This is a genomic window from Vibrio neonatus, assembly GCF_024346975.1.
In the GTDB taxonomy this organism is placed as follows: Bacteria; Pseudomonadota; Gammaproteobacteria; order Enterobacterales; family Vibrionaceae; genus Vibrio; species Vibrio neonatus.
In genome coordinates, this window is record NZ_AP024886.1 from 212,280 (window position 1) to 231,944 (window position 19,665).

Sequence of the window (19,665 nt, forward strand, 5' to 3'; positions counted from 1 at the left end):
AGCGTTCGTTCAAGCTAATTATTGAGTGATCGTTCAATTATCTTAAGAGGTTTGCTCAGCGCATTGTTTTAAAAAGAGTTTTTAGAGTGGTCATCCAAAAAACAAAAGTAAAAAGAAAAGGCAAAGTCGTACGACTTTGCCTTATATCACTACATCATTTCTTGCAGGGAATAAATAGACTCTCACTCACCGGTTTTTTGAAAATCATACACACTGCCAAGGTTGAGTATTTGGGTCAGTTCATCAAGAGCGGTTTGGCTTTCGTTCAGCAGCATAGGGTCGAGCAGATCCTGAGCGGTGATAGAGTCGCGATAATGACGCTCTACCCAGTGGTTTAATTGAGTGAAAAGATCGTCAGTCATCATAACTGATTGATTCATTGCACTGAGTTCTTTAGGTGACAAGACCACACGCAAACGTAGGCATGCGGGGCCACCGCCGTTTTGCATGCTCTGTTTTAGGTCGAAGCACAATAATTTATCTATGCCCGATTGGCTTGAGATCAAAGAGTGTAAGTAATCCGATACTTGCGGGTTTTGTTCGCATTCTCTTGGCACGACTAAAGCGGTTTTACCATTTGGCAGAGTGAGCAGCTGACTATTAAATAGGTAGCTGTTTACCGCGTTTTCTACCGACACGGCGGATTGCGGCACTTCAATAATATTGAGCGGCTTCCCCATTGCTTTATTTAGGTTTTGATAAACGCTGTCTTTGTTTAAAAACGCCTTTTCATGGCAGAGCATGATATCGCGGTTACCAACGGCAATAACGTCGTTGTGAAATACGCCTGCATCAATCACATCAGGGTGTTGCTGGGCAAAGACTACTTTATCGTCGGCTAATGCGTGAGTGCGAGCAATAGCTGCGCTGGCTTCTAGAGTTTGTCTTGCCGGAAATTTTTTAGGTTTTGCTAGAGCGCGGTTAAAAGCACTTTCACCAAAAACAAAAAAACCAACCCCTTGTTCACCGTATTCGAGACAAAAACGGGTGTGGTTAGCCGCACCTTCATCACCAAAGTAAGGGCTTGCAGGCAGGGCGTCATGGTGAACAAAGTGGCTTGCATCATTAAACATGGCTTTTAAAATTCGCCCGGTTTGTGGATGCTCTATAGAGCGATGGAATTTGTTGATCAAATTTGCCGGAGTGAAATGCAGCTTGCCATCAGCGGTATCGCTACTTGGTGATACGGTAGCGGCATTGGCTGTCCACATGCTTGAAGCAGAGCAACAGGCTGCTAATAGTGCCGGAGAATGCGCGGCGGCTTGTTTGAGAACAGAGCTTGTATCTCCCGTAAAACCGAGCTGGCGTAGTGCACCAATATCGGGGCGAGCTAACGGAGCAATCACCCCTTGAGTCATGCCCAGATCATGTAGGGCTTTCATCTTTTTTAAGCCTTCTTTGGCGGCCAATTTAGGGCTAGAGGCTTTGGTTTTGTTGTTGTTTGAGGCAAGGTTGCCATCTGAAAGGCCGGCATAGTTGTGAGTAGGGCCGACAAGTCCATCAAAGTTGGCTTCAATGTATTGAGTTGAGTGTTTCATCTTCATTCCTTGATTGCGTTATTCTTGCTCTGACAAAGGGCCAAATAGAGGCACATACGTTACTGCGTCCCCTTCTTTTAATTGTAGAGTGTCGGCCAATTGTTCATCCATTAGCAGAGCATCATCTTCAATTTGTATCGCTTTGGTGGCTAAGGCTCGAAAGTGTTTAACCTGCCCATTACTGACTAAATAGGGCGTGTGTGAGTGGTTAATGTGCTGGGAGATTCGCACCTTTGCGGTTCGCTGTTCTTTGACGGCTCGAATGTCGGATAGTTGCGATTCCAACATGGGACCGGCATCAAAAATATCCACGTAATGATTAAAACGAAACCCTTCGGCTTCTAATAATTTTCTGGCAGGTAGCGTGTGCGGGTGAGTATGACCAATGACCTCTTGCACGGTTTCGGGCAGTAAGTTGGCGTAAATCGGATTTTTCGGCATCAATTCTGCGATAAACACTTTGTCATGCATTGACAGTTTATCGGCGATAGCAAAGTCTAAATTGAAGAAGTGTCTACCTAACCCTTCCCAAAACGGTGAGTTACCTTCTTCGTCACTAAAGCCTCGCATTTCAGCTATAACCGTTGAATCAAAGCGATTGGCATTTTGTCCCATAAATAAGAAACGGCTTTTAGAAAGCAAGTGGCCGTTGAAGCCTTTTCTAGAATCGGGCAGAAGAAACAAAGTGCAAAGCTCGGTGCATCCAGTGTGAAAGTTACTCAAGCTGAGTGTTTGGATTTTATTGTATACATCCAGCTCTCTAGACGAGTGCACAGTAGTATCGAGATGGTAGCTATAAAAAGGGTCTTGCAGACCTATGCCTGCTTGTATCGCGCAGGTCCCTACTAGCTGTTTTTGCGCTAAATCTTCGGCAACAAACAAGTAGTAGCCGTCTGGTAATGGCGTGTCGCTATTAAAGGCGGCACAGCCCTGTTTGACCATTTCATCTAGACGCTTAGGATCGTCCTGCATAGAGGTAAATCCAGTACCGGTTTGTCTTGCTAATTTCGCCAATCCTTGACGATCATCAGCGGTAATAGGGCGTATTAACAGCATAAATAATGCATTCCTTGCCATTTAATTATGCAGTCACAATACAGGCAAAGGCGGGGGGATCAAGCATGGGATATTCAATTGTTAGGTGAATTTATTGCATATATGCAATTTTTAGGTCTCTGATATTCGTTTTGTGTGACTGTGTATTCACTTCTTTAGTCAGTAACGTGGAATAACATTCCCCAGAGATGACTAATTATGAAAACAGGCTCATGATCGCCTTTGTTTTGTGACTTTTTATGAAGTGTGATCAATATCTAAGTTTAGTTGTTCATTTTCTTACGCTTTTTATTGTGGATTTTTTGCTTTCCGGCTTGCGAGTCTAGAGAAGCACCTATACTGATAAGTGTAAAATCAAATTCTCATTGAGTAACAAGAGGGCGATGGATGAAGATAGGGATATTAGTATGTGGGCACCTTTCAGACTCACTTGCCGCCGTGCATGGGCAATATTCAGATATGATTGAGACTGCGTTTCAAGCCGTCGATAACGAGATGATATTTGAAGAATATGCAGCGTTTAATCAGCAACTTCCCAACTTAGATGAGTGTGATGGCTATATTGTCACTGGCAGTGTGTGCAACGCGTTTGATGATGCGCCGTGGATTGTCGATTTAATGAATTGGGTGAAGCGTTGTGAAGCTCGTCGTATTCCATTAGTGGGCATCTGTTTTGGTCACCAACTGATTGCTCGGGCGCTGGGTGGTACAGTTGGTCGCTCCGAAAAAGGCTGGGGATTAGGCAGTTATGAGGTCAATATCGTGGCGCAAAAACGTTGGATGAATTTTTCAATTGATCGATTGCGCATGCTAGTTAGTCATCAAGACCAAGTGATTACTGTGCCCAAGGGGATGCGAGTCATCGCTTCTAGTGAATTTTGCCCTAACTTTATGCTCGCCAAAGACAACCATATTTTCACGATTCAGGGACACCCTGAATTTACCTTAGATTTTATGTCGCAATTTGTGGAGCAGCGCAAGCATCTTATTAGTGAAGAGCAGTATTTAGCGACATTTGAACAAGCCAAAGAGGTGCTTGATTCAGGCATTGTATTGCTCTGGATTGATTCATTTTTTGTGTTTAATACCGAGTCGATTCAAGACCCGAGCTTTGCTCAGTTAGTGTAAAGCGCTCTACAAATTAGTCATAAAAAAGGTTAGAAGCACAGCTTCTAACCTTTTTATTTTTAAACGCTTTTTAGTTGCTAACAGATAGCCTATTGCGCGATAAAGCCGCCAGTTTGATGCGCCCATAATTGAGCGTAAATGCCGTTACCTTCAATCAGTTCTTGGTGTGTACCTTGTTCCACCACATGCCCTTTATCTAGCACAATCAATCTGTCCATAGAGGCAATAGTGGATAGGCGATGGGCAATGGCAATCACGGTTTTACCTTGCATCAACTCATTTAAACTTTCTTGAATCGCTGCTTCCACTTCTGAATCCAGCGCGGAGGTGGCTTCATCTAATACCAAAATCGGTGCATCTTTTAGCAGTACCCGAGAAATGGCAATGCGCTGGCGTTGTCCACCCGATAGCTTAACGCCGCGCTCACCCACTTGTGCGTCATAGCCGACATTGCCAAACGGGTCGGTTAGAGTATCAATGAACTCATGCGCGTGCGCTTGTGTGGTCGCGGCAATAAGGGCTTCTTCACTGGCATCCGGGTTGCCGTACAAGATGTTGTCGCGAATAGAGCGGTGTAGCAGTGACGTATCTTGTGTCACCATGCCAATCTTGCTGCGCAATGAATCTTGGGTAATGGAGGCGATATCTTGGTTATCAATACTGATTTTGCCGCCTTCCACATCGTGAAAGCGCAGTAGCAAGTTCACCAGCGTCGATTTACCGGCGCCAGAGCGTCCCACTAAACCGACTTTTTCACCCGGTTTAATATTGAGGCTTAGGTTGCTAATAACCCCTTTATTTTCGCCATAGTGAAAGCTCACATCATCAAACTGTATGCCGCCGTGTTCAACTTTGATGGGTTTAGCATCTGGCTTATCTTGAATATCAATCGGCTTGGAGAGGGTTGCCATACCATCTACCGTTGTACCCATATTTTCAAATAGCGCACCCACTTCCCACATGATCCACATCGACATGCCGTTTAAACGCAGCGCTAAACTGATGGCGATGGCGATAGCACCCACGCTAATCGCACTTTCGGTCCATAGGTAGATAGAAATCGCGGCAATGGCAAACACCAGAATGTAATTGACCACTTCCACCATCACATTAAAGCCAGTCACTAGGCGCATTTGACGGTAAACGGTATCAAGGAAACCTTCCATACCTTCTTCAGCGTATTCGGTTTCTCGTTTGCTGTGCGAAAACAGCTTTACAGTGGCAATGTTGGTGTAGCTATCAACGATGCGTCCGGTCATGGTTGAGCGGGCATTGGCTTGCTCTGAGGAGACCTTTTTCAGGCGTGGCACAAAGTAGCACTGAATGCCGATATAGGCGAACAGCCACAACAACATAGGCAGCATTAAACGGTAGTCCGCTTGGGCTAGCAACACGATGATTGAGGTGAAGTACACGCAAACATACACAAACACATCTAGCGACTTCATCACGGTTTCACGTACCGACAGAGAGGTCTGCATCACCTTAGTCGCTATTCGGCCAGCAAAATCATCTTGATAGAAGGATAAGCTTTGCTTTAATAGGTAGCGGTGCGCCATCCAGCGAATCGACATTGGGTAGTTTCCTAACAATGTTTGATGCTGAATCAGCGAATGTAAAATCACCAGAATTGGCATGACAATGAGCACAAGAACGCCATAGATAATCAGCGTATTGGCGTTGTCTTGCATGAAAGTTTCAGGGCTACTTGAACCGAGCCAGTCAACCAGTTTACCCATCATGCCAAACAGAGAAACCTCTACAATCGCCACTATGGTACTTAAAAGCGCCATTAGTAGCAGAGGTTTCTCAAAACCTTTGGTGTAGTACCGACAAAAAGCGAACACAGTGTTGGGCGGTTGTTCGGGCTCTTGTTTAGGGAAGGCTTTAGTGAATCCTTCAAATAGTTTATACATGTATTGATCCTAAAATGTCGCCTTGCGAAGAGAAAGTGAGTAATAGCAATCACACTAAATCAGAGATCAGAAATAGCACATGACCCGTTATTTAGTACGATTGGCATAACTGCAAGGGCTTGATAGCTTGTTCCTGCGCTATTGCTGGACGCTAAATTACAGTGATTATTGTTATTAGCACCTTGTGAGATATAAGAAATATCGCACAAGATGCATCATTAGACTAGATGGTGACGTTCATGATGGTAAGGTTTTTACCTTTTTTCTTACTGCGGTCGGTGGCTTGTAGCGATGCGGCAAGGGTTTTATCGACAGAGTCTTGTAGCTGAGAGATACCAATACTTACCGTAAAGTGGATATCGGTTCTATCAAACTTAAAGCGATGCGTTTGGATAGCATCTCGTAAATCATCGGCCAGTGCGTAAGCCATCTGCTGATCATCAGCATGATACAGAACGCAGAACTCATCGCCGCTCACCCTTGCAGTAGACAAGGTGGAAGCGATTGGGAAATGCGAGTTCATTATATCGGTCATTTCTAAAATAAGCTGATCACCACAGGTATAGCCATATTGGTAATTAATGACTTTTAGATCATCCACATCCATGGTCAGTAAGTAGACATCTTTATGATCTTTATAGCGGTTGATTTTATTACGCAAAGTAAACAAGTTATCTTGGTTTGTTGCACTATCACGCAGTGATAATTGACGATGGAACAACACATTGCTTAGCGCTGTTTCAATATAGGTTTGCAACAACTTCATTAAACTGTTGTAAGTACGGGTGCGACTTTCGACAAAAATAACCCCAAATAATCCATTGTATCCTTGCAAAGGCAGGCGATAGAAAGGTTTGTCAATTTGAACTTGATTAGCAAGTAGGTCATCTTTGATGTGTCGAATATAGGTGACATCACTGCTAAGCAGGTTTAGTGCGTAGTCTTTATCAACGCTGATCGCGTGTTCTTCACCAGAATAGCCAATGCTATAAAAGGTATGACTGTCATGATTGTACAAGCACAGCTGGATTCGATTGTGTGAGCAAAATCTTGAAAGCAATACGTTTACTTGGTTTCTAAACTCAAATAAATCCGTCGATCTTGCCAGTTTGGTAAGCTCTACTTGCAGCTCTTTGTTGATAAAATTAAATACAAACACCACTAAAAGCAGTGTCGCGGCAAGCACCACAACTAATAACAGTGAATAGCTATGAGAAAACAGTGTCGAACGTGATGTTGACGAAAAATAGATCCAATTTAAGCTGTTTCTCGCATTATAAACCGCCAGTTTAGGATCATTTTTAAAGAAGTAAGTCACCTCACCGGATGGATGACTGTTAACAATATTGTCTTTAGTGTCAAACTTGTATGTTGGCTTATCGGCAAAGTAATAGCTAACCGGAGCGCTGCGATCATCTTGGATTACCTTTCCTGCTACCGCATAACGATATACGCTGGCACTTTTGCCGATACGATCAGGGTTTGGGTGCAAAATGATTTGTCCTGTCGTGCGATCCACCACGAATACGTTGCCGCTACTCATGGTCTGTAAGTCAATTAAAGTTTGGCTCATGTACCAAAGATCGAACTCGATAACGTATTGTTCTACACGCTTAGGGTGCTTTTCGCGCACAGCCACCACCCAGCGTTTATTTCGGCTTTGATACAGATTAGAGACTTGATAGTTGTTGTGCATGAAGTTCATGTCAGTCCAAGTCAACGCAGTGAGATCAATCGGTGCTGGATGACTGCTATTATGCTTGGCGACATCGATATCTGTTTCAGAGAGTGCGGTATGGTTTTTGTGGTTGTACCGAAGAATATCGTTATAGTTTTCAGTGCTATAGATAAGTTCAATTGCCAGTTGGTTCGCTTCGTTGGCGTCTTTTATTGAGAGTGTTTTATTTAAGGATGCAATGCTACTAAGGCTAGTATCTAATTGTCCTTGGATGAGTTTTGTCGCAGTCCGCAAATTGGCATGGGACTGAGTAATAATTTCGTTTTCAACTTTGTGGTAATGTTGATAAGCCACGTAAATTAGGATTGCAACGAGTCCAATTACGTAGGGACGCAAAAGACGGATAATTGTTCTTGGTAAAGCCATATATTTTGTTGTCTATTGTGTTCGACGCTTAACGTCAAAATATGAACCGGTTGTTTTTTGTCCAACGTGCAACGACTGGCAATAATATAGAGTTTTAATAGCTGATCAAGCTCTGTTTATTCCGATTGGCGCAAAATGATATTTACAATATCTAGAGTGCAATTGTATGCCATTTTGCCTGCTTCTCAACAATGATCTCAGCATTCCACTGAGATCATTGTTCGCTATTTTGTTAGGCTTCTAAAACTTGCTGTTTTACCGGCAAGATTTTAGCCGGCCCTTGCGCTTTTAAGATCACCATGGATTGAGGTTGCAATAGCATATCTCTATTAATATTCCCTTTCCCAACTTCCGCTTCGGCAGTATCACAAATGAGAGCCCAACGTTCGATGTCCCCTTCAGGCACTCTAAATCGAGCAGGCGTTTGTGATTGGTTTATATAGTAAAGCAACTCAGCCCCATCAGTGCCAATCCCGAGTTTTAAGGAAACCGCATTCAGCTGGTTCCAATCATTCATTTCCATTAAGTTGCCATCAGGGCGATGCCAACTGACTCGGTTGTCATTACGAGTTTCGCCACTAAATGCTTCAATAAAAGGAATCATATGTTCGCGGCGGGCGGCAACCATTTCAGATAACCATTTTTTGAAAGCTTGTTGATGCTCTCCCAAATCCCAATTTAACCAACTGATGGCGTTATCTTGGCAGTAGGCATTGTTGTTGCCTTTTTGCGTGTGAGAAACCACATCCGCTGTCAATATATGCGGGATGCTAAATGAGAACAGTAAGCTACTCATAAAGTTACGTTTACGCTTTTCTCTTAGTAATAGGGTTTCAGGGCATTGAGTTTCCCCTTCGATTCCTAAGTTATCTGAGCGATTATCACCGTGACCATCGTGGTTATTCTCACCATTTTCTTCATTGTGCTTGAGCTGATAGGAAACCAAGTCTTGAATGGTAAAGCCGTCGTGATAAGTGATGTAGTTGACGGTCATTTTATGGGGCCAGCGGCTGGCGCTGTAGATGTCTCTTGAGCCCATCATGCGAGTAGCAAACTCTTTTAAAAACCCTTGGTCGCCACGCCAAAAACTGCGCGTAATATCGCGGAATTTGTCGTTACATTCATTCCAACCATCAGGGAAATTACCCACTTGATAACCATTTGGACCAATATCCCAAGGTTCAGCAATCAGTTTGGTTTCTTTTAGTACTGGGTCTTGCGCGACTGCTTTGAAAAACGCTGCTTCACGATTAAAGTTATCGCCATTGCGTCCCAGTGTGGCCGCCAGATCAAAGCGAAAACCGTCGACTTTAAATTCTTGTACCCAGTAACGAAGTGTATCCATTACTAGTGTTAAAGCAGGCTGATAGTTCAAGTCGACCGTGTTACCACAACCGGTGAAGTTGGCGTAGTGACAGCCGTGTTTTAAGTAGTATTGATTATCGAGCAGTTTTAGATTGAATACTGGGCCACCATCACCGCTTTCTGCGGTATGGTTGTAAACCACATCTAAAATCACCTCAATGCCATTTTTATGTAGCTCTCGGATAGTGGTCTTTAACTCATGTACGGCATCGATTTCGGCATATCTTGGATCTGGCGCCATAAACACATATGGGTTGTAGCCCCAGTAATTAACCTTATCCATATTCAGCAAATGCGGTTCGTGCATACAGGCCGCAACAGGCAGTAGCTGTAAGCAATTGATGTTTTGCTCTTTATAAAAGCTCAGCATCTCGTCGCTGACTAAGCCAAGGTATTTACCTTGGTGCTGCATTGGAACGTTTTTATTGAGCTTGGTTAAACCTTTGGTATGCGTTTCAAACAGTACGATTTCAGAGCGAGTGAGACGAGGATGCTCCGATTGTTGCCAATCAAACTCAGAAGAGGTGACAACGGATTTTGCCATAGACCAGCTTTTGTCATTTGAAAACGGTGCTTGGTAAGTCAGAGGCTTGCTTATTGCTTTGGCATACGGGTCTGAGAGAAGGATTTTTTCATCATTTTGGTCATTGACGATAAAGCCGTATTCTTGGCCGTGTGTGACACCTTCTATATATATGTGTTTTATGCCCGCATAGCTATTGGTGATAGGGTAGGTTTCATATTCTCCATTCGTGTTAAAAAGAGCCAAAGAGATCTCTTTACAGCTTGGGGCATGAATAGAAAAGTTACATCCACATTTATCTAACTCGGCACCCAGCGGATAAGGGCGTGATTGATTACTACTCATTCTCTATTTATATCTTTTGTTTATTTTGTGAATGGTTTGAGTGATACGTTAAAAGGTTTAACTTATGAACGCAATAGGGATCGTGCTGTTGGCACTGTTCTAAGGGCTATTTTATTTAAAATATTGCGTTACATATCTCTTACTGCTCACACCGCAAGAATTAAGCTGATTTTTCTAATGTACATTTTTCTTTGTATCAATAATCGTCACTTGTTGATTATTGATGCTTAAACGATCTACATCACGGATTACACTTTTACGGCAACTTTGTGAAAAAATCAGGGAACTATTTAAATAGAGATCTGGATCTATATTTGTACTTTCGCCAGTGTGATCATTATCGTTAGAAAGCCGAGATCTCATCCTCAAAAATGTGAGCTAGACGACAAGCAGCTACAACTACGCCTTTTCGTGATTCTCTACTTCCCCCACCAATAAAAGGGAGGAGGAGGACTTAGTTAATACCAAACCGCATTACTATTATTTTGTCGAATCAAACAGTTTCACACTAATCATTCCAAATTGGCTGTATTAACAGATGGACTGTTAATCAATGAAGAATGAACTAGAAAAATAATAATCGTTTCGGGAGTTAACGAGAATGAAAAAGGTAAACCTACTAACAGCTGCAGTCTCTGCTGCCCTACTTTCAACGTCTGCACTTGCTGTAGATTTCAACGGTTACATGCGTGCTGGTACTGGTATCAGTGGTAACAGTGGTTCAGATGTTTCTGTAAACAAAAACGGTATTGGTCGTCTAGGTAACGAAAATGACAACTACTCTGAGTTTGGCCTGTCTCAAGACTTGCAAACAGGTGAAATAAACTGGCGCATTGAATCTATGATTGCCTCGGGCGCTCCTGGTGCTAATGGTTGGGAAGACGCTGACTTTAACGTGGCACAGTTTGCTGTGAAAGCAAAAGGTGCGTTAGCGTTTGATCGCGGCGCAACGCTTTGGGCTGGTAAAACTTACTACCAACGTAAAGACATCCACATTACTGACTTCTACTACCTAAACACATCAGGTACTGGTGGCGGTATTGAAAACCTATCAGTAGGTAACCAAAAACTGTCTCTTGCTTTAGTTCAAGATGGTGACAATACAACGGCTGGCACAGATCCAAACAATAGTGATTCTTCGGGTTATATCTTCGATGCACGTTTAGCAAATATTGGCCTATGGTCTGATGCAAGCTTAGAAATTGCATTGGCATATAACTTTGCCATTGATAAAGACACTGGCGGCGCAGTTTCTGAACAGGCTGATGATGGTTTACTTGCAACTGCAATTCTTCAACAAGGTCTAAGCAATGGCTTTAACCAAACAGTATTGCAATACGGTACTGCGGGTTACGGTGTGCAAGCGGCTAACTTCTGGGGTTCAGGTACGTACTACGCTCGTGGTACGGATCAATACAATGATTCAACCGGTTATCGTTTACTTAACTGGGGTGTGATCTCAATGGGCGACTCTTGGGAAATGGGTCACCAGTTAGCATACCTAGCAGGTCAAGATATCGGTGACGGCACAGGCCAGCAGTACGATATCGATCAATACTCTGTAGTGGTTCGTCCTATGTATAAGTGGAACGATACTATGCGCACTGTATTTGAAGGCGGTTATAACGCAGGTGAACGCCTAGGTAACGGTAGTACTGAAGACTTCGGTAATGCTAAATTCACTGTAGCTCAAGCTTGGGCGATGGGAAGCAGCTTCTGGGCTCGCCCTGAGATCCGCGTTTACGGTTCTTACATCCTAGATACTGAGAACGATGATGCGTTCGGTACTGGCAACGACACTGAATACGTTGTAGGTATTCAAGCGGAAGCGTGGTGGTAATCACAACGCTTTAATTTGAAATAGGTTGATGCGAAATAGCCGACATGTCGTCGGCTATTTTTTTAAGGGCTTTCGTGTGAAGTATTTGTTATAAAAGGCATTACCTCTAAAAGTCATTAAAAAAATAATAAAGGAGATACCCCATGAAATTTCAAGCTTTATTCTTAAGCTGCTGTGTGGCTCTAGCGGGTTGTGCTACTCAAGAAACCCTTCATCAAGTCGGGGCTGAACCTGTAGTGACATCAGTCGCATCTCTTAATAAATCCTCTTTTAAACTTGATTCACAAGCGCTAGTAACGATTGATAAAAACACTCAAGTGTTAAATAACAAGCTAATAGATAGCCCTGTGGTGGCATTTGATCTTCCGGCGAATCGTGGTCCGTTAGATATTTCAGTCACCAGTAATATGACCGACGAAGCGTTTTTTTCTCCTGAGATCTTAATGGTTGATAATAACGGCAACGTTATTGAAAAATACGACTCTTCTGCATTTGAATACCGACGTCCTCGTTTGGCGTGGGGCGATCGCTTAGTGGCTGAAGTTAGATTCACGCCGCCCGTGAATCAAGACACGGTGACGATGCTTATCTATACAACCAAAGATGAGCTTGGCAAAACAACTGACCGAATTCATCCAGCCAGAGCGATGGCTGAAGGTAAGGGCAACTATCTGCCAGAGGTGAAGGACATCCCAACGGCACATGCAAGCACGGGTAAATTGCTGGTGGAAGTGAAAGGTGTCAGCGCAAGTTTAGATGCTAATAATGATGCAAACAAACATCAACATGAGCTGGATGCAACGGTCGAAAAATCAACGCAGGATTATTACCACAACGCGATTCGTAAAGCCGTCGATGAAGATAATATGCCCAAAGCCCTTGCTCTGTTAGAAGAAGCTAAAGATTTGCAAATACAAGGTGCGCAACAGGTCTACATTGATGCTCTTGAACAGCATAGAAATAAGTAATATTGCTTAAACCAACATGACAAATTTGTTCTGTCCTATTAGCCAGAGAAGGGAAACCTTACTCTGGCTTTTTTTGTCTCGCTGATAGCTTGTACAAAGTATAAGCGTGCTTGAACTATAATAGATATGTATAGGTATGATTGCTATATACAGGATAGAGCAAGTGCATTGTCGTTGTGTGTCATTTAAGTTGCTGTTTTAGAAATAAAAAATAGCAAAATAGAGTCGCAAATGATGTTTGGCTAGGCTCATATGGATAGGGGTTTTGTATGTTAACAGTCACAGAAATGATGGCTTCAGGGATAGCAATTTTACTGTTCATGGCTCTGTTTTTAAGTATCGCGCGATGGTCAAGAAAACGTTCAGAGCGTGCTGAACAACGAAGATTAGAGGCGGAAGATCAGGCTAAGCAGGTTGAAGCCGAACGGGTGAGAGTTCATAAAGAGAAAATTGCATTGGCCGATAACGGGCATTTAACCACTCAGTTAGAACTGGCCGAAATGAACGAAAATAAGCATCCCAAAGAAGCGGTATATTGGTACGAAAGAGCGGCCGAACAAGACAGTATTGAAGGCATCAAAGGTATTCTTAGAGTGTGTGAGCACTATTCAGAGGAGCTTATTTCCCAAGACAAGCATCGCTATTGGAAAAATGCTTTTGACGCACACAATGGCGATGAGCAGGCGGAATATGAGCAAGGTATCGCCCTATTTGAAGGCTTTGGTATCACCAGCAATATGGACAAAGGCATCCAATTGATAGAGCACGCTGCCAATAAACGCTGCGTTAGAGCGCAAATGTTTTTAGCACAGTGGTATCGCTCATCGGAAAATCCTATGGCCGATAATGAAAAAGCACAAATGTGGGAAAGCAGAGCAGAGCGCATCAATCTAGATGGCGAATCAAAATAAGAGAAGCCCATACAACGCATGGGCTTCTCTTTATTGTTCACGTTATTTTCTAACGTACTTACCTGTTAATTAAATCACTCGTAAATGACTTCATCTAAGTAACGCAAGTACGCGTTTCTTAGACGAGTAGGGTTGTGTTCAAAGTAATTTGGGTTAAGTCTAGCTCTATCAAAATATTGTCGGTCTAAATTATGATAATTGCTGGCCGTTTTACCTAAGCCGGTATTGAGCTGATTGTGAGATTCTCCCACTCGAGTTTGCACGCTAAAGTTCCACTCACTGGTGCCTCGCACAGTGACCGGTTGTGGTTGCATTCCACGCCAGAAGGTAAGAGGGACAGAGACATTAAAGGTGACAAACTGCTCTCTTTCGCTGTTGAGATAGCTAGCGTCTAAGCGAGTATCACCAAGCCAATGGCTAGAGGTGGCTTTAACGCCTTGATCGCCACCCCAAAACTCACCGCCTTGTACTTGCATCTGCCAATTCCATTGTGCAACGGATAAGCGATAATGCGCTAATAACGGAGTACGCGCTTCTGGGTCGGTGCTTTCGCTAGCGGTAAAGTATCCCACTTCAAAGCCTAAGTTATGCATTCCTTGCGGGCTATACCATTGAGTCTCATTTTGTCCGCCATAATAATCACCACGAATTAAACCTAGGCTGAATTGGGTCATCATATCGGCCGGAAGGTTAAAGGCTTGATGAAGTAGAGCGCGGTCAATTTGGTTTTCCAGTGCACCTTGTGCGTAATAACCCTCATCATAATCATTGCTATTGGCAATGGGTAGGATATGACGAACATCGATAGCGCCGCCTTTCCATAGTGGCGTGTACAAATTGGTTCCTAGGCCAATGGAGTAGTCAAAAAATCCGTACTCGGTAGCTACGGCATAATTCATTACCGGTGCAAAAGTGATTTCGCTATAACCAAATCCATCGTTACTGACTTCATAGATCCAAGTGGTCATTGCTAGTTTATCGGTGAGGTTTTCAGTGGAGAATGCCGTGTGTGAGCACTCAGTGCCGACTTGCAGAAAATCACGATAGCATTGCAACTCTGTGTTGATTGCCAACATAGGTAATTTGTTTTTAAGTAGCACCAAATCTACTTTTTGCGCTTTGCTGGTGCCTCTTGGAAGGTCGGCAAATACCCCTTCACCTGCGTAGGTAGAAATAATCCCTAACGCGACTCCTGCACCGTCCATAGCGTTGTGTTGATAGCGTTTATTTTCCAAAGCGATCACTAGCGTATCGAGATTACTACCGACACTAATATTGACGAATCCTTCTTGCTCTAACTTGCCAATAAGTTGCGTGAGACTGCTCGCCTCGTTTTGTGCCAGTTGGCTTTGTACTTGTGTTTGAGTATCAGGTTTAACGTCGGAGTATTTTTGGCGAGTAAAGGTATCACCGAAAAAGGGTACTGACGCGCTGATACCCCATAAGGTTTGGTCACTATTTTCATGCCCGGAATAAAGCTGATATTGAGCCGCAAGTTGGGCGCCATAGGGCAGCATATCTGTTGGCGTCATCAGACGCACGGCGGCGTTAAATTCTTGAGCGTCATACTCACCAGTGAGTTGAATAAAGTCAAACGGTTGCCATTCAGCCCCGGCAAATGGCCCATCAAGTACCCCTAAACTGAGCTCAGACTTACCATAACCGCCACTAAGGCGAAGATTAAATGCGTCTATTTCGGTATCGGCAACCACAAAATAGGCATCAAAGTTACTGGCGGCTCCGCCAATATCTTGAGCGCCGAATGCTAGGTTAAACCCTAAAAATTCTTCTAAATACGGCATCTGAAGTTTAGCCGTCGCCGATAGATCGCGAATGCCGCATCCATCGGTAAAACAATTGGAATCGTATTCTTCGGTAACGATACGACTGCCTACTTCTAAATGAGGAAATACACCGGCATTGACATACCAGCTATCAAGCTCGGCAATGCTATTTTTATAAGGCACGCCTTGAGCAAATTGCGCACTGCCGCGACCTGTTGCTAACGTTTGTGCATTGGGCGTAAAAATAAGACCGCTAAAACCTTGTTGAGAAGGCAGAATATCCACTTGAGCGAACACAGGATAACTGAGCAGTGCGATTAGAGAGGTAGTGACTGTGCGAGAAACCTTTGCAGGGACAGAATCTGTGGGCATAGGAACATCCATATCCTAGGTATTAAATTGGTGTGTCGATGGAATAAATAACGCCTCTATTAAGAGGCGTTATTGCGGGGTGCGAGATTAGCCTTCGCTACCGCCAGTACCGCCAGTGCCTGGTGGCAGTTCTTCATCTACTGGTGGGATATCTGTTGGTGGCAATTCATCTTCGATGACTTCACCATCTTGTAGAGGATCACCCGCACCAGCGGCTGTGCTTGGTGGTAGAGGAGTCTCTGGGTTTGGTTCAGCATCTACGGTATCGTCAAAGGTGTCAGCGTCATCAAGATCTTCGGTATAATCTACATACGTTGGCTCACCCGCAGCATTGGTTGGGAAGTTATCTTGCGCCGCTAGCGAAGTCGCTAATGTTTTGGTGACATTGGCGATATCAGCAGAATCGCGTCCGCCTTGTGCTTCTGCGCCTACAATGGCATCAGACAGGATCATAGTCGATGCTTGCACGTTGGTTGACGTTGCCGCATCCATGCTATCAAGCGCCGCTTGTGGATCGCTCAGTAGTAGTGATTTTTGCTCACTAGATAGCGTTGTACCTTCAGGCAGGGTATCAGCAAACACTTTATCAATGATCTCAGCAACCGTTAGGCCAGAAGTATCTTCTTCAATCGCTTGTGCAACTAGCGTGGTATATGGCGTACCTGCAATCGGTTTACCTTTGGTGATAAGCTCTCCAGGAACCGTATACAAGACTTTGGTCATGTCTTTACTGTTGCTTTCATCGATAGCGTCATTAGTGCCACCACCACTACCAAAGCGAGATTCACCAAAGGCAATATCACATTGGGTTGGATCTTCATCAAATAGTGGGTAGTTCCCTTTACCGATATTGATAAGGCCTTTACCACCGGTTTCGCCAACGAACTCCCAACCGCCGCCAGCACAATCCATGTAAGTATCTAAGTATCGAATAGCGCCGTCGAATGCTTGTACTGATGTGCTAGTAGGCTCGACTCGGTTTTCGTTGTCACTGCCACATCCAGCGAGTAGAACGCCACTGACAGTTAATGCAATTAGTTTATATTTCACGATATTCCTCCTGTGTGAAATAAGTGCTATCCATCCATTTTGGAGAGCAATTAAATGGTATTTGTGTGGTGGTTAGTGCCAGTGGTAGATTGCTGCGATGCCGAAATAGTTAATATCGGGACCACCAACGTCGTTATACCACGTGTAATCTAAAGCGCCGGACCAGTGTTGGTTAAATTTATACTCTAGCCCCATGCCTAAATGAGGAGTCCATCCAGTATCACTCTCTGCGACGTTTGAGCCATTCGCATTCCAGTCATACCATTGCGTACCTACTTTTCCGTAAATCGAAATGTTTTCAACAACCGTATGAGAAAACTTAGCAGTAAAGTTAATAGTTTGCGCATCGTAACTTCCCGGAACGTCGGTAAGATCAGCTTCTCCAAGATTTTGGTAGCCTAATTCGAACGCAAGCCATGGAAGCGTATGTAGACCTACAAAGGCACCCCATGCAAAGTTAGGGTCATCGACACCGGTGACATCGGTAACACCAGCACCAAGTCCGCCCCAATTGGTCATACCCATGTTTACACCACCGTATAGGTGAGAGTGAAACCCAGTGTTTTCTGTAGCAAGTGAAGCTGTTGGTATTGCCAATATCAGTGAAGCAGCTAAGCAGAGTTTTTTCATCGGCTGAAATCCCTATCAGTAGATATTAAGTTAAGTAGTAATAAGAAAAAGTGCATATGTTGTGCGTTAATATTCATATTAACTTATTGTTAAACCAAAAGGTTTCATTAATTTTAATTATATGTGAAAACTGTAAATCAATTGTTTATAACTAGGACTCTCGTCACGTTTGTTGATTTTATGTCTACATTTTGTTGCATAAGATGCTTACCTAGATGAAATGTCGTATTCGATAGCGAGGAGCAAACTGAGCAAGAATCGGGTTGAGTATCGTTAGATTTGAACGCACACTCACTGCATCGTAATACATCATTCCTATTGGTTTTGCGTTACTTATTTTTTTATCCGAACACTATCGAAAGGCGACTTATTTTGACTATCCCAAGTATGTTACGACTGATATGCCTAGCGGCGATATGGGGAGGTTCATTTCTATTTATGCGGATCTCCGCCAATGCTTTGGGACCGGCTTATTTAATGGAGGCGCGGGTATTTTTTGCAGCCATCAGTTTGTTGCTGGTGGCGGTCTATATGAAGAAAAGCATCGATTTTTCATCGCACAAAAAACATTTCTTTATTATTGGATTTTTTAATACGGCGCTGCCTTTCCTTTTGTTTGCTTACGCGGCGCAAACTTTACCGGCTTCGATACTGTCTATTCTTAATTCAACAGCGGCAATTTGGGGCGCGGCAATTGCCATTGTATGGTCACGTAGTGTGCCAACTTTTAAGATTGTTATTGGTTTACTCAGCGGTGTGATTGGCGTGTTTATCTTAGTGGGCTTTGATAACAGTCACTTGGCACAAGGCTCGATGAGCGCAATGTTGGCTGGAGTGATGGCGGCATGTTGTTATGGGATTGCCAGCAACTATGCGAAGAATGCGCCCAAAATATCGTCGTTTGATAATGCACATGGCAGTATGTGGGCGGCGTGCTTGATTATATTGCCTTTGTTGCCCTTTATGCCCATTCGCGAAATGCCCGATTTTCAAATATCGATTTCAGTGATATTGCTTGGGGTTGTGTGTACAGGGTTGGCCTATTTACTGTATTTTCGATTGATTGAAGATGTAGGGCCGCCATCGGCATTGTCGGTGACGTTTCTGATTCCTCTCTTTGGCATTCTTTGGGGATACTTATTTTTGAACGAAAGCGTGGGATGGAACACCGCTTTTGGCGCACTCTTTGTTATTGTTGGCACTATGTTAGTCACCGGATTTTCAGTCAAAAATATGCTGAATTTACAGCGAAAGGAACAACATGAACATTAGTCAGCAGCGACACTACGACACTGTAGAAAAGGCCATTGTCTATATCAGGCAGCATTTACAGCGTCAGCCGAGTTTGTCGGAAATCGCTGAACACGTTCATTTAAGTGAATTTCATCTGCAACGTGTATTTACTGAGTGGGCAGGTATTTCGCCGAAACGATTTATGCAATCAATGACCAAGCAGCGTGCATTACAAGTGCTAAAAACCTCAGATACATTATTAGAAGTGGCGGATAACGTAGGTTTGTCTGGCACGGGGCGATTGCACGATCTATTAGTTTCCTGTGAAGCGATGACGCCAGGTGAAGCAAAAAATCTAGGCGCGGAATTGGTGATTAAATATGGCTGCGCAATAACGCCATTTGGCTCAGCGGTAATCGGCTGGACAGAAAGGGGTATCTGCTTTTTACAATTTGTTGAGCAAGGTGTATCCCAAACCGTCGCCATTTTGCAGCAGCAATGGCCACTCGCAAGTTTTCATCAAAGTGATGCTCAGCCAATATCGGAGTCGGTATTCTCAGGCTCAGGCAATAAAATTCACTTGATTGTAAAAGGAACCAATTTTCAGGTGAAAGTGTGGGAGGCGCTGGTAAATAGTCAATCAGGACAGCTACTTTCCTACGCTCAAGTGGCGCAAAAAATTGGTTCGCCTAAAGCATCCAGAGCGGTGGGTAGTGCGGTCGCCTCAAATAGCATAGGTTTTTTAATTCCTTGCCACCGCGTTATCCGTGGTGATGGTGATGTAGGACAATTTCGTTGGGGCAGCGATAGAAAAGTGGCGATACAAGGCTGGGAAGCAGCTCGTATGGATGCTAATAATTAATCTCGTAGAAAAAAGCAAAACGCCCGTATATCTTGCGATA

The 19,665-nt window shown here is 43.7% G+C and carries 14 protein-coding genes; 6 read left to right on the plus strand and 8 right to left on the minus strand.

Annotated elements, in window-relative coordinates; translation table 11 throughout:
• Window positions 1-182 precede the first annotated feature (182 nt).
• A complete protein-coding gene (astB, locus tag OCU38_RS13705; RefSeq protein WP_261824773.1) occupies window positions 183-1,538 on the minus strand; it encodes an N-succinylarginine dihydrolase in 1,356 nt (451 codons plus the stop codon).
• Window positions 1,539-1,556: 18 nt separating this feature from the next.
• On the minus strand, window positions 1,557-2,594 hold the full coding sequence (gene astA, locus OCU38_RS13710; RefSeq protein ID WP_261824774.1) for an arginine N-succinyltransferase: 1,038 nt from the start codon (window positions 2,592-2,594) through the stop codon (window positions 1,557-1,559).
• A gap of 387 nt (window positions 2,595-2,981) precedes the next feature.
• Between astA and OCU38_RS13715 the strand changes: the two genes are divergently transcribed.
• Entirely contained in the window at window positions 2,982-3,722 is a 741-nt protein-coding gene (locus OCU38_RS13715) for a type 1 glutamine amidotransferase (RefSeq protein ID WP_261824775.1), read from the plus strand.
• Window positions 3,723-3,811: 89 nt separating this feature from the next.
• Here OCU38_RS13715 and OCU38_RS13720 read toward each other — a convergent pair whose 3' ends face one another.
• The 3 genes from OCU38_RS13720 to glgX form a co-directional block, all read right to left on the minus strand.
• The gene (locus tag OCU38_RS13720) at window positions 3,812-5,638 is read right to left on the minus strand and encodes an ABC transporter ATP-binding protein (RefSeq protein WP_261824776.1); all 1,827 of its coding nucleotides are present in this window, start codon (window positions 5,636-5,638) and stop codon (window positions 3,812-3,814) included.
• A gap of 223 nt (window positions 5,639-5,861) precedes the next feature.
• Complete coding sequence (locus OCU38_RS13725; RefSeq protein ID WP_261824777.1) at window positions 5,862-7,670, minus strand: sensor domain-containing diguanylate cyclase; 1,809 nt, start codon at window positions 7,668-7,670, stop codon at window positions 5,862-5,864.
• A 304-nt stretch (window positions 7,671-7,974) separates the two neighbouring features.
• Complete coding sequence (gene glgX, locus OCU38_RS13730) at window positions 7,975-9,975, minus strand: glycogen debranching protein GlgX (protein WP_261824778.1); 2,001 nt, start codon at window positions 9,973-9,975, stop codon at window positions 7,975-7,977.
• Between the two features lie 601 nt (window positions 9,976-10,576).
• On the opposite strand from glgX, the gene lamB reads away from it, so the two are divergent.
• From lamB to OCU38_RS13745, 3 genes are all read left to right on the plus strand, one after another.
• Complete coding sequence (gene lamB, locus OCU38_RS13735) at window positions 10,577-11,815, plus strand: maltoporin LamB (protein WP_261824779.1); 1,239 nt, start codon at window positions 10,577-10,579, stop codon at window positions 11,813-11,815.
• A 143-nt stretch (window positions 11,816-11,958) separates the two neighbouring features.
• Complete coding sequence (locus OCU38_RS13740; RefSeq protein ID WP_261824780.1) at window positions 11,959-12,783, plus strand: MalM family protein; 825 nt, start codon at window positions 11,959-11,961, stop codon at window positions 12,781-12,783.
• Between the two features lie 269 nt (window positions 12,784-13,052).
• Complete coding sequence (locus OCU38_RS13745; protein WP_261824781.1) at window positions 13,053-13,694, plus strand: tetratricopeptide repeat protein; 642 nt, start codon at window positions 13,053-13,055, stop codon at window positions 13,692-13,694.
• Window positions 13,695-13,768: 74 nt separating this feature from the next.
• On the opposite strand, the gene OCU38_RS13750 is transcribed toward OCU38_RS13745, so the two are convergent.
• The 3 genes from OCU38_RS13750 to OCU38_RS13760 form a co-directional block, all read right to left on the minus strand.
• Window positions 13,769-15,850: a YjbH domain-containing protein gene (locus OCU38_RS13750; RefSeq protein ID WP_261824782.1), complete on the minus strand. Its 2,082-nt coding sequence runs from the start codon at window positions 15,848-15,850 to the stop codon at window positions 13,769-13,771.
• Between the two features lie 87 nt (window positions 15,851-15,937).
• On the minus strand, window positions 15,938-16,900 hold the full coding sequence (locus OCU38_RS13755) for a hypothetical protein (protein ID WP_261824783.1): 963 nt from the start codon (window positions 16,898-16,900) through the stop codon (window positions 15,938-15,940).
• Window positions 16,901-16,972: 72 nt separating this feature from the next.
• Entirely contained in the window at window positions 16,973-17,530 is a 558-nt protein-coding gene (locus tag OCU38_RS13760; protein ID WP_261824784.1) for an outer membrane beta-barrel protein, read from the minus strand.
• Window positions 17,531-17,902: 372 nt separating this feature from the next.
• Between OCU38_RS13760 and OCU38_RS13765 the strand changes: the two genes are divergently transcribed.
• Both OCU38_RS13765 and OCU38_RS13770 read left to right on the plus strand, forming a co-directional pair.
• The gene (locus OCU38_RS13765; protein ID WP_390625269.1) at window positions 17,903-18,802 is read left to right on the plus strand and encodes a DMT family transporter; all 900 of its coding nucleotides are present in this window, start codon (window positions 17,903-17,905) and stop codon (window positions 18,800-18,802) included.
• A complete protein-coding gene (locus tag OCU38_RS13770) occupies window positions 18,792-19,625 on the plus strand; it encodes a methylated-DNA--[protein]-cysteine S-methyltransferase (RefSeq protein WP_261824785.1) in 834 nt (277 codons plus the stop codon). Before OCU38_RS13765 ends, OCU38_RS13770 begins: the two co-directional genes overlap by 11 nt.
• Window positions 19,626-19,665 lie beyond the last annotated feature (40 nt).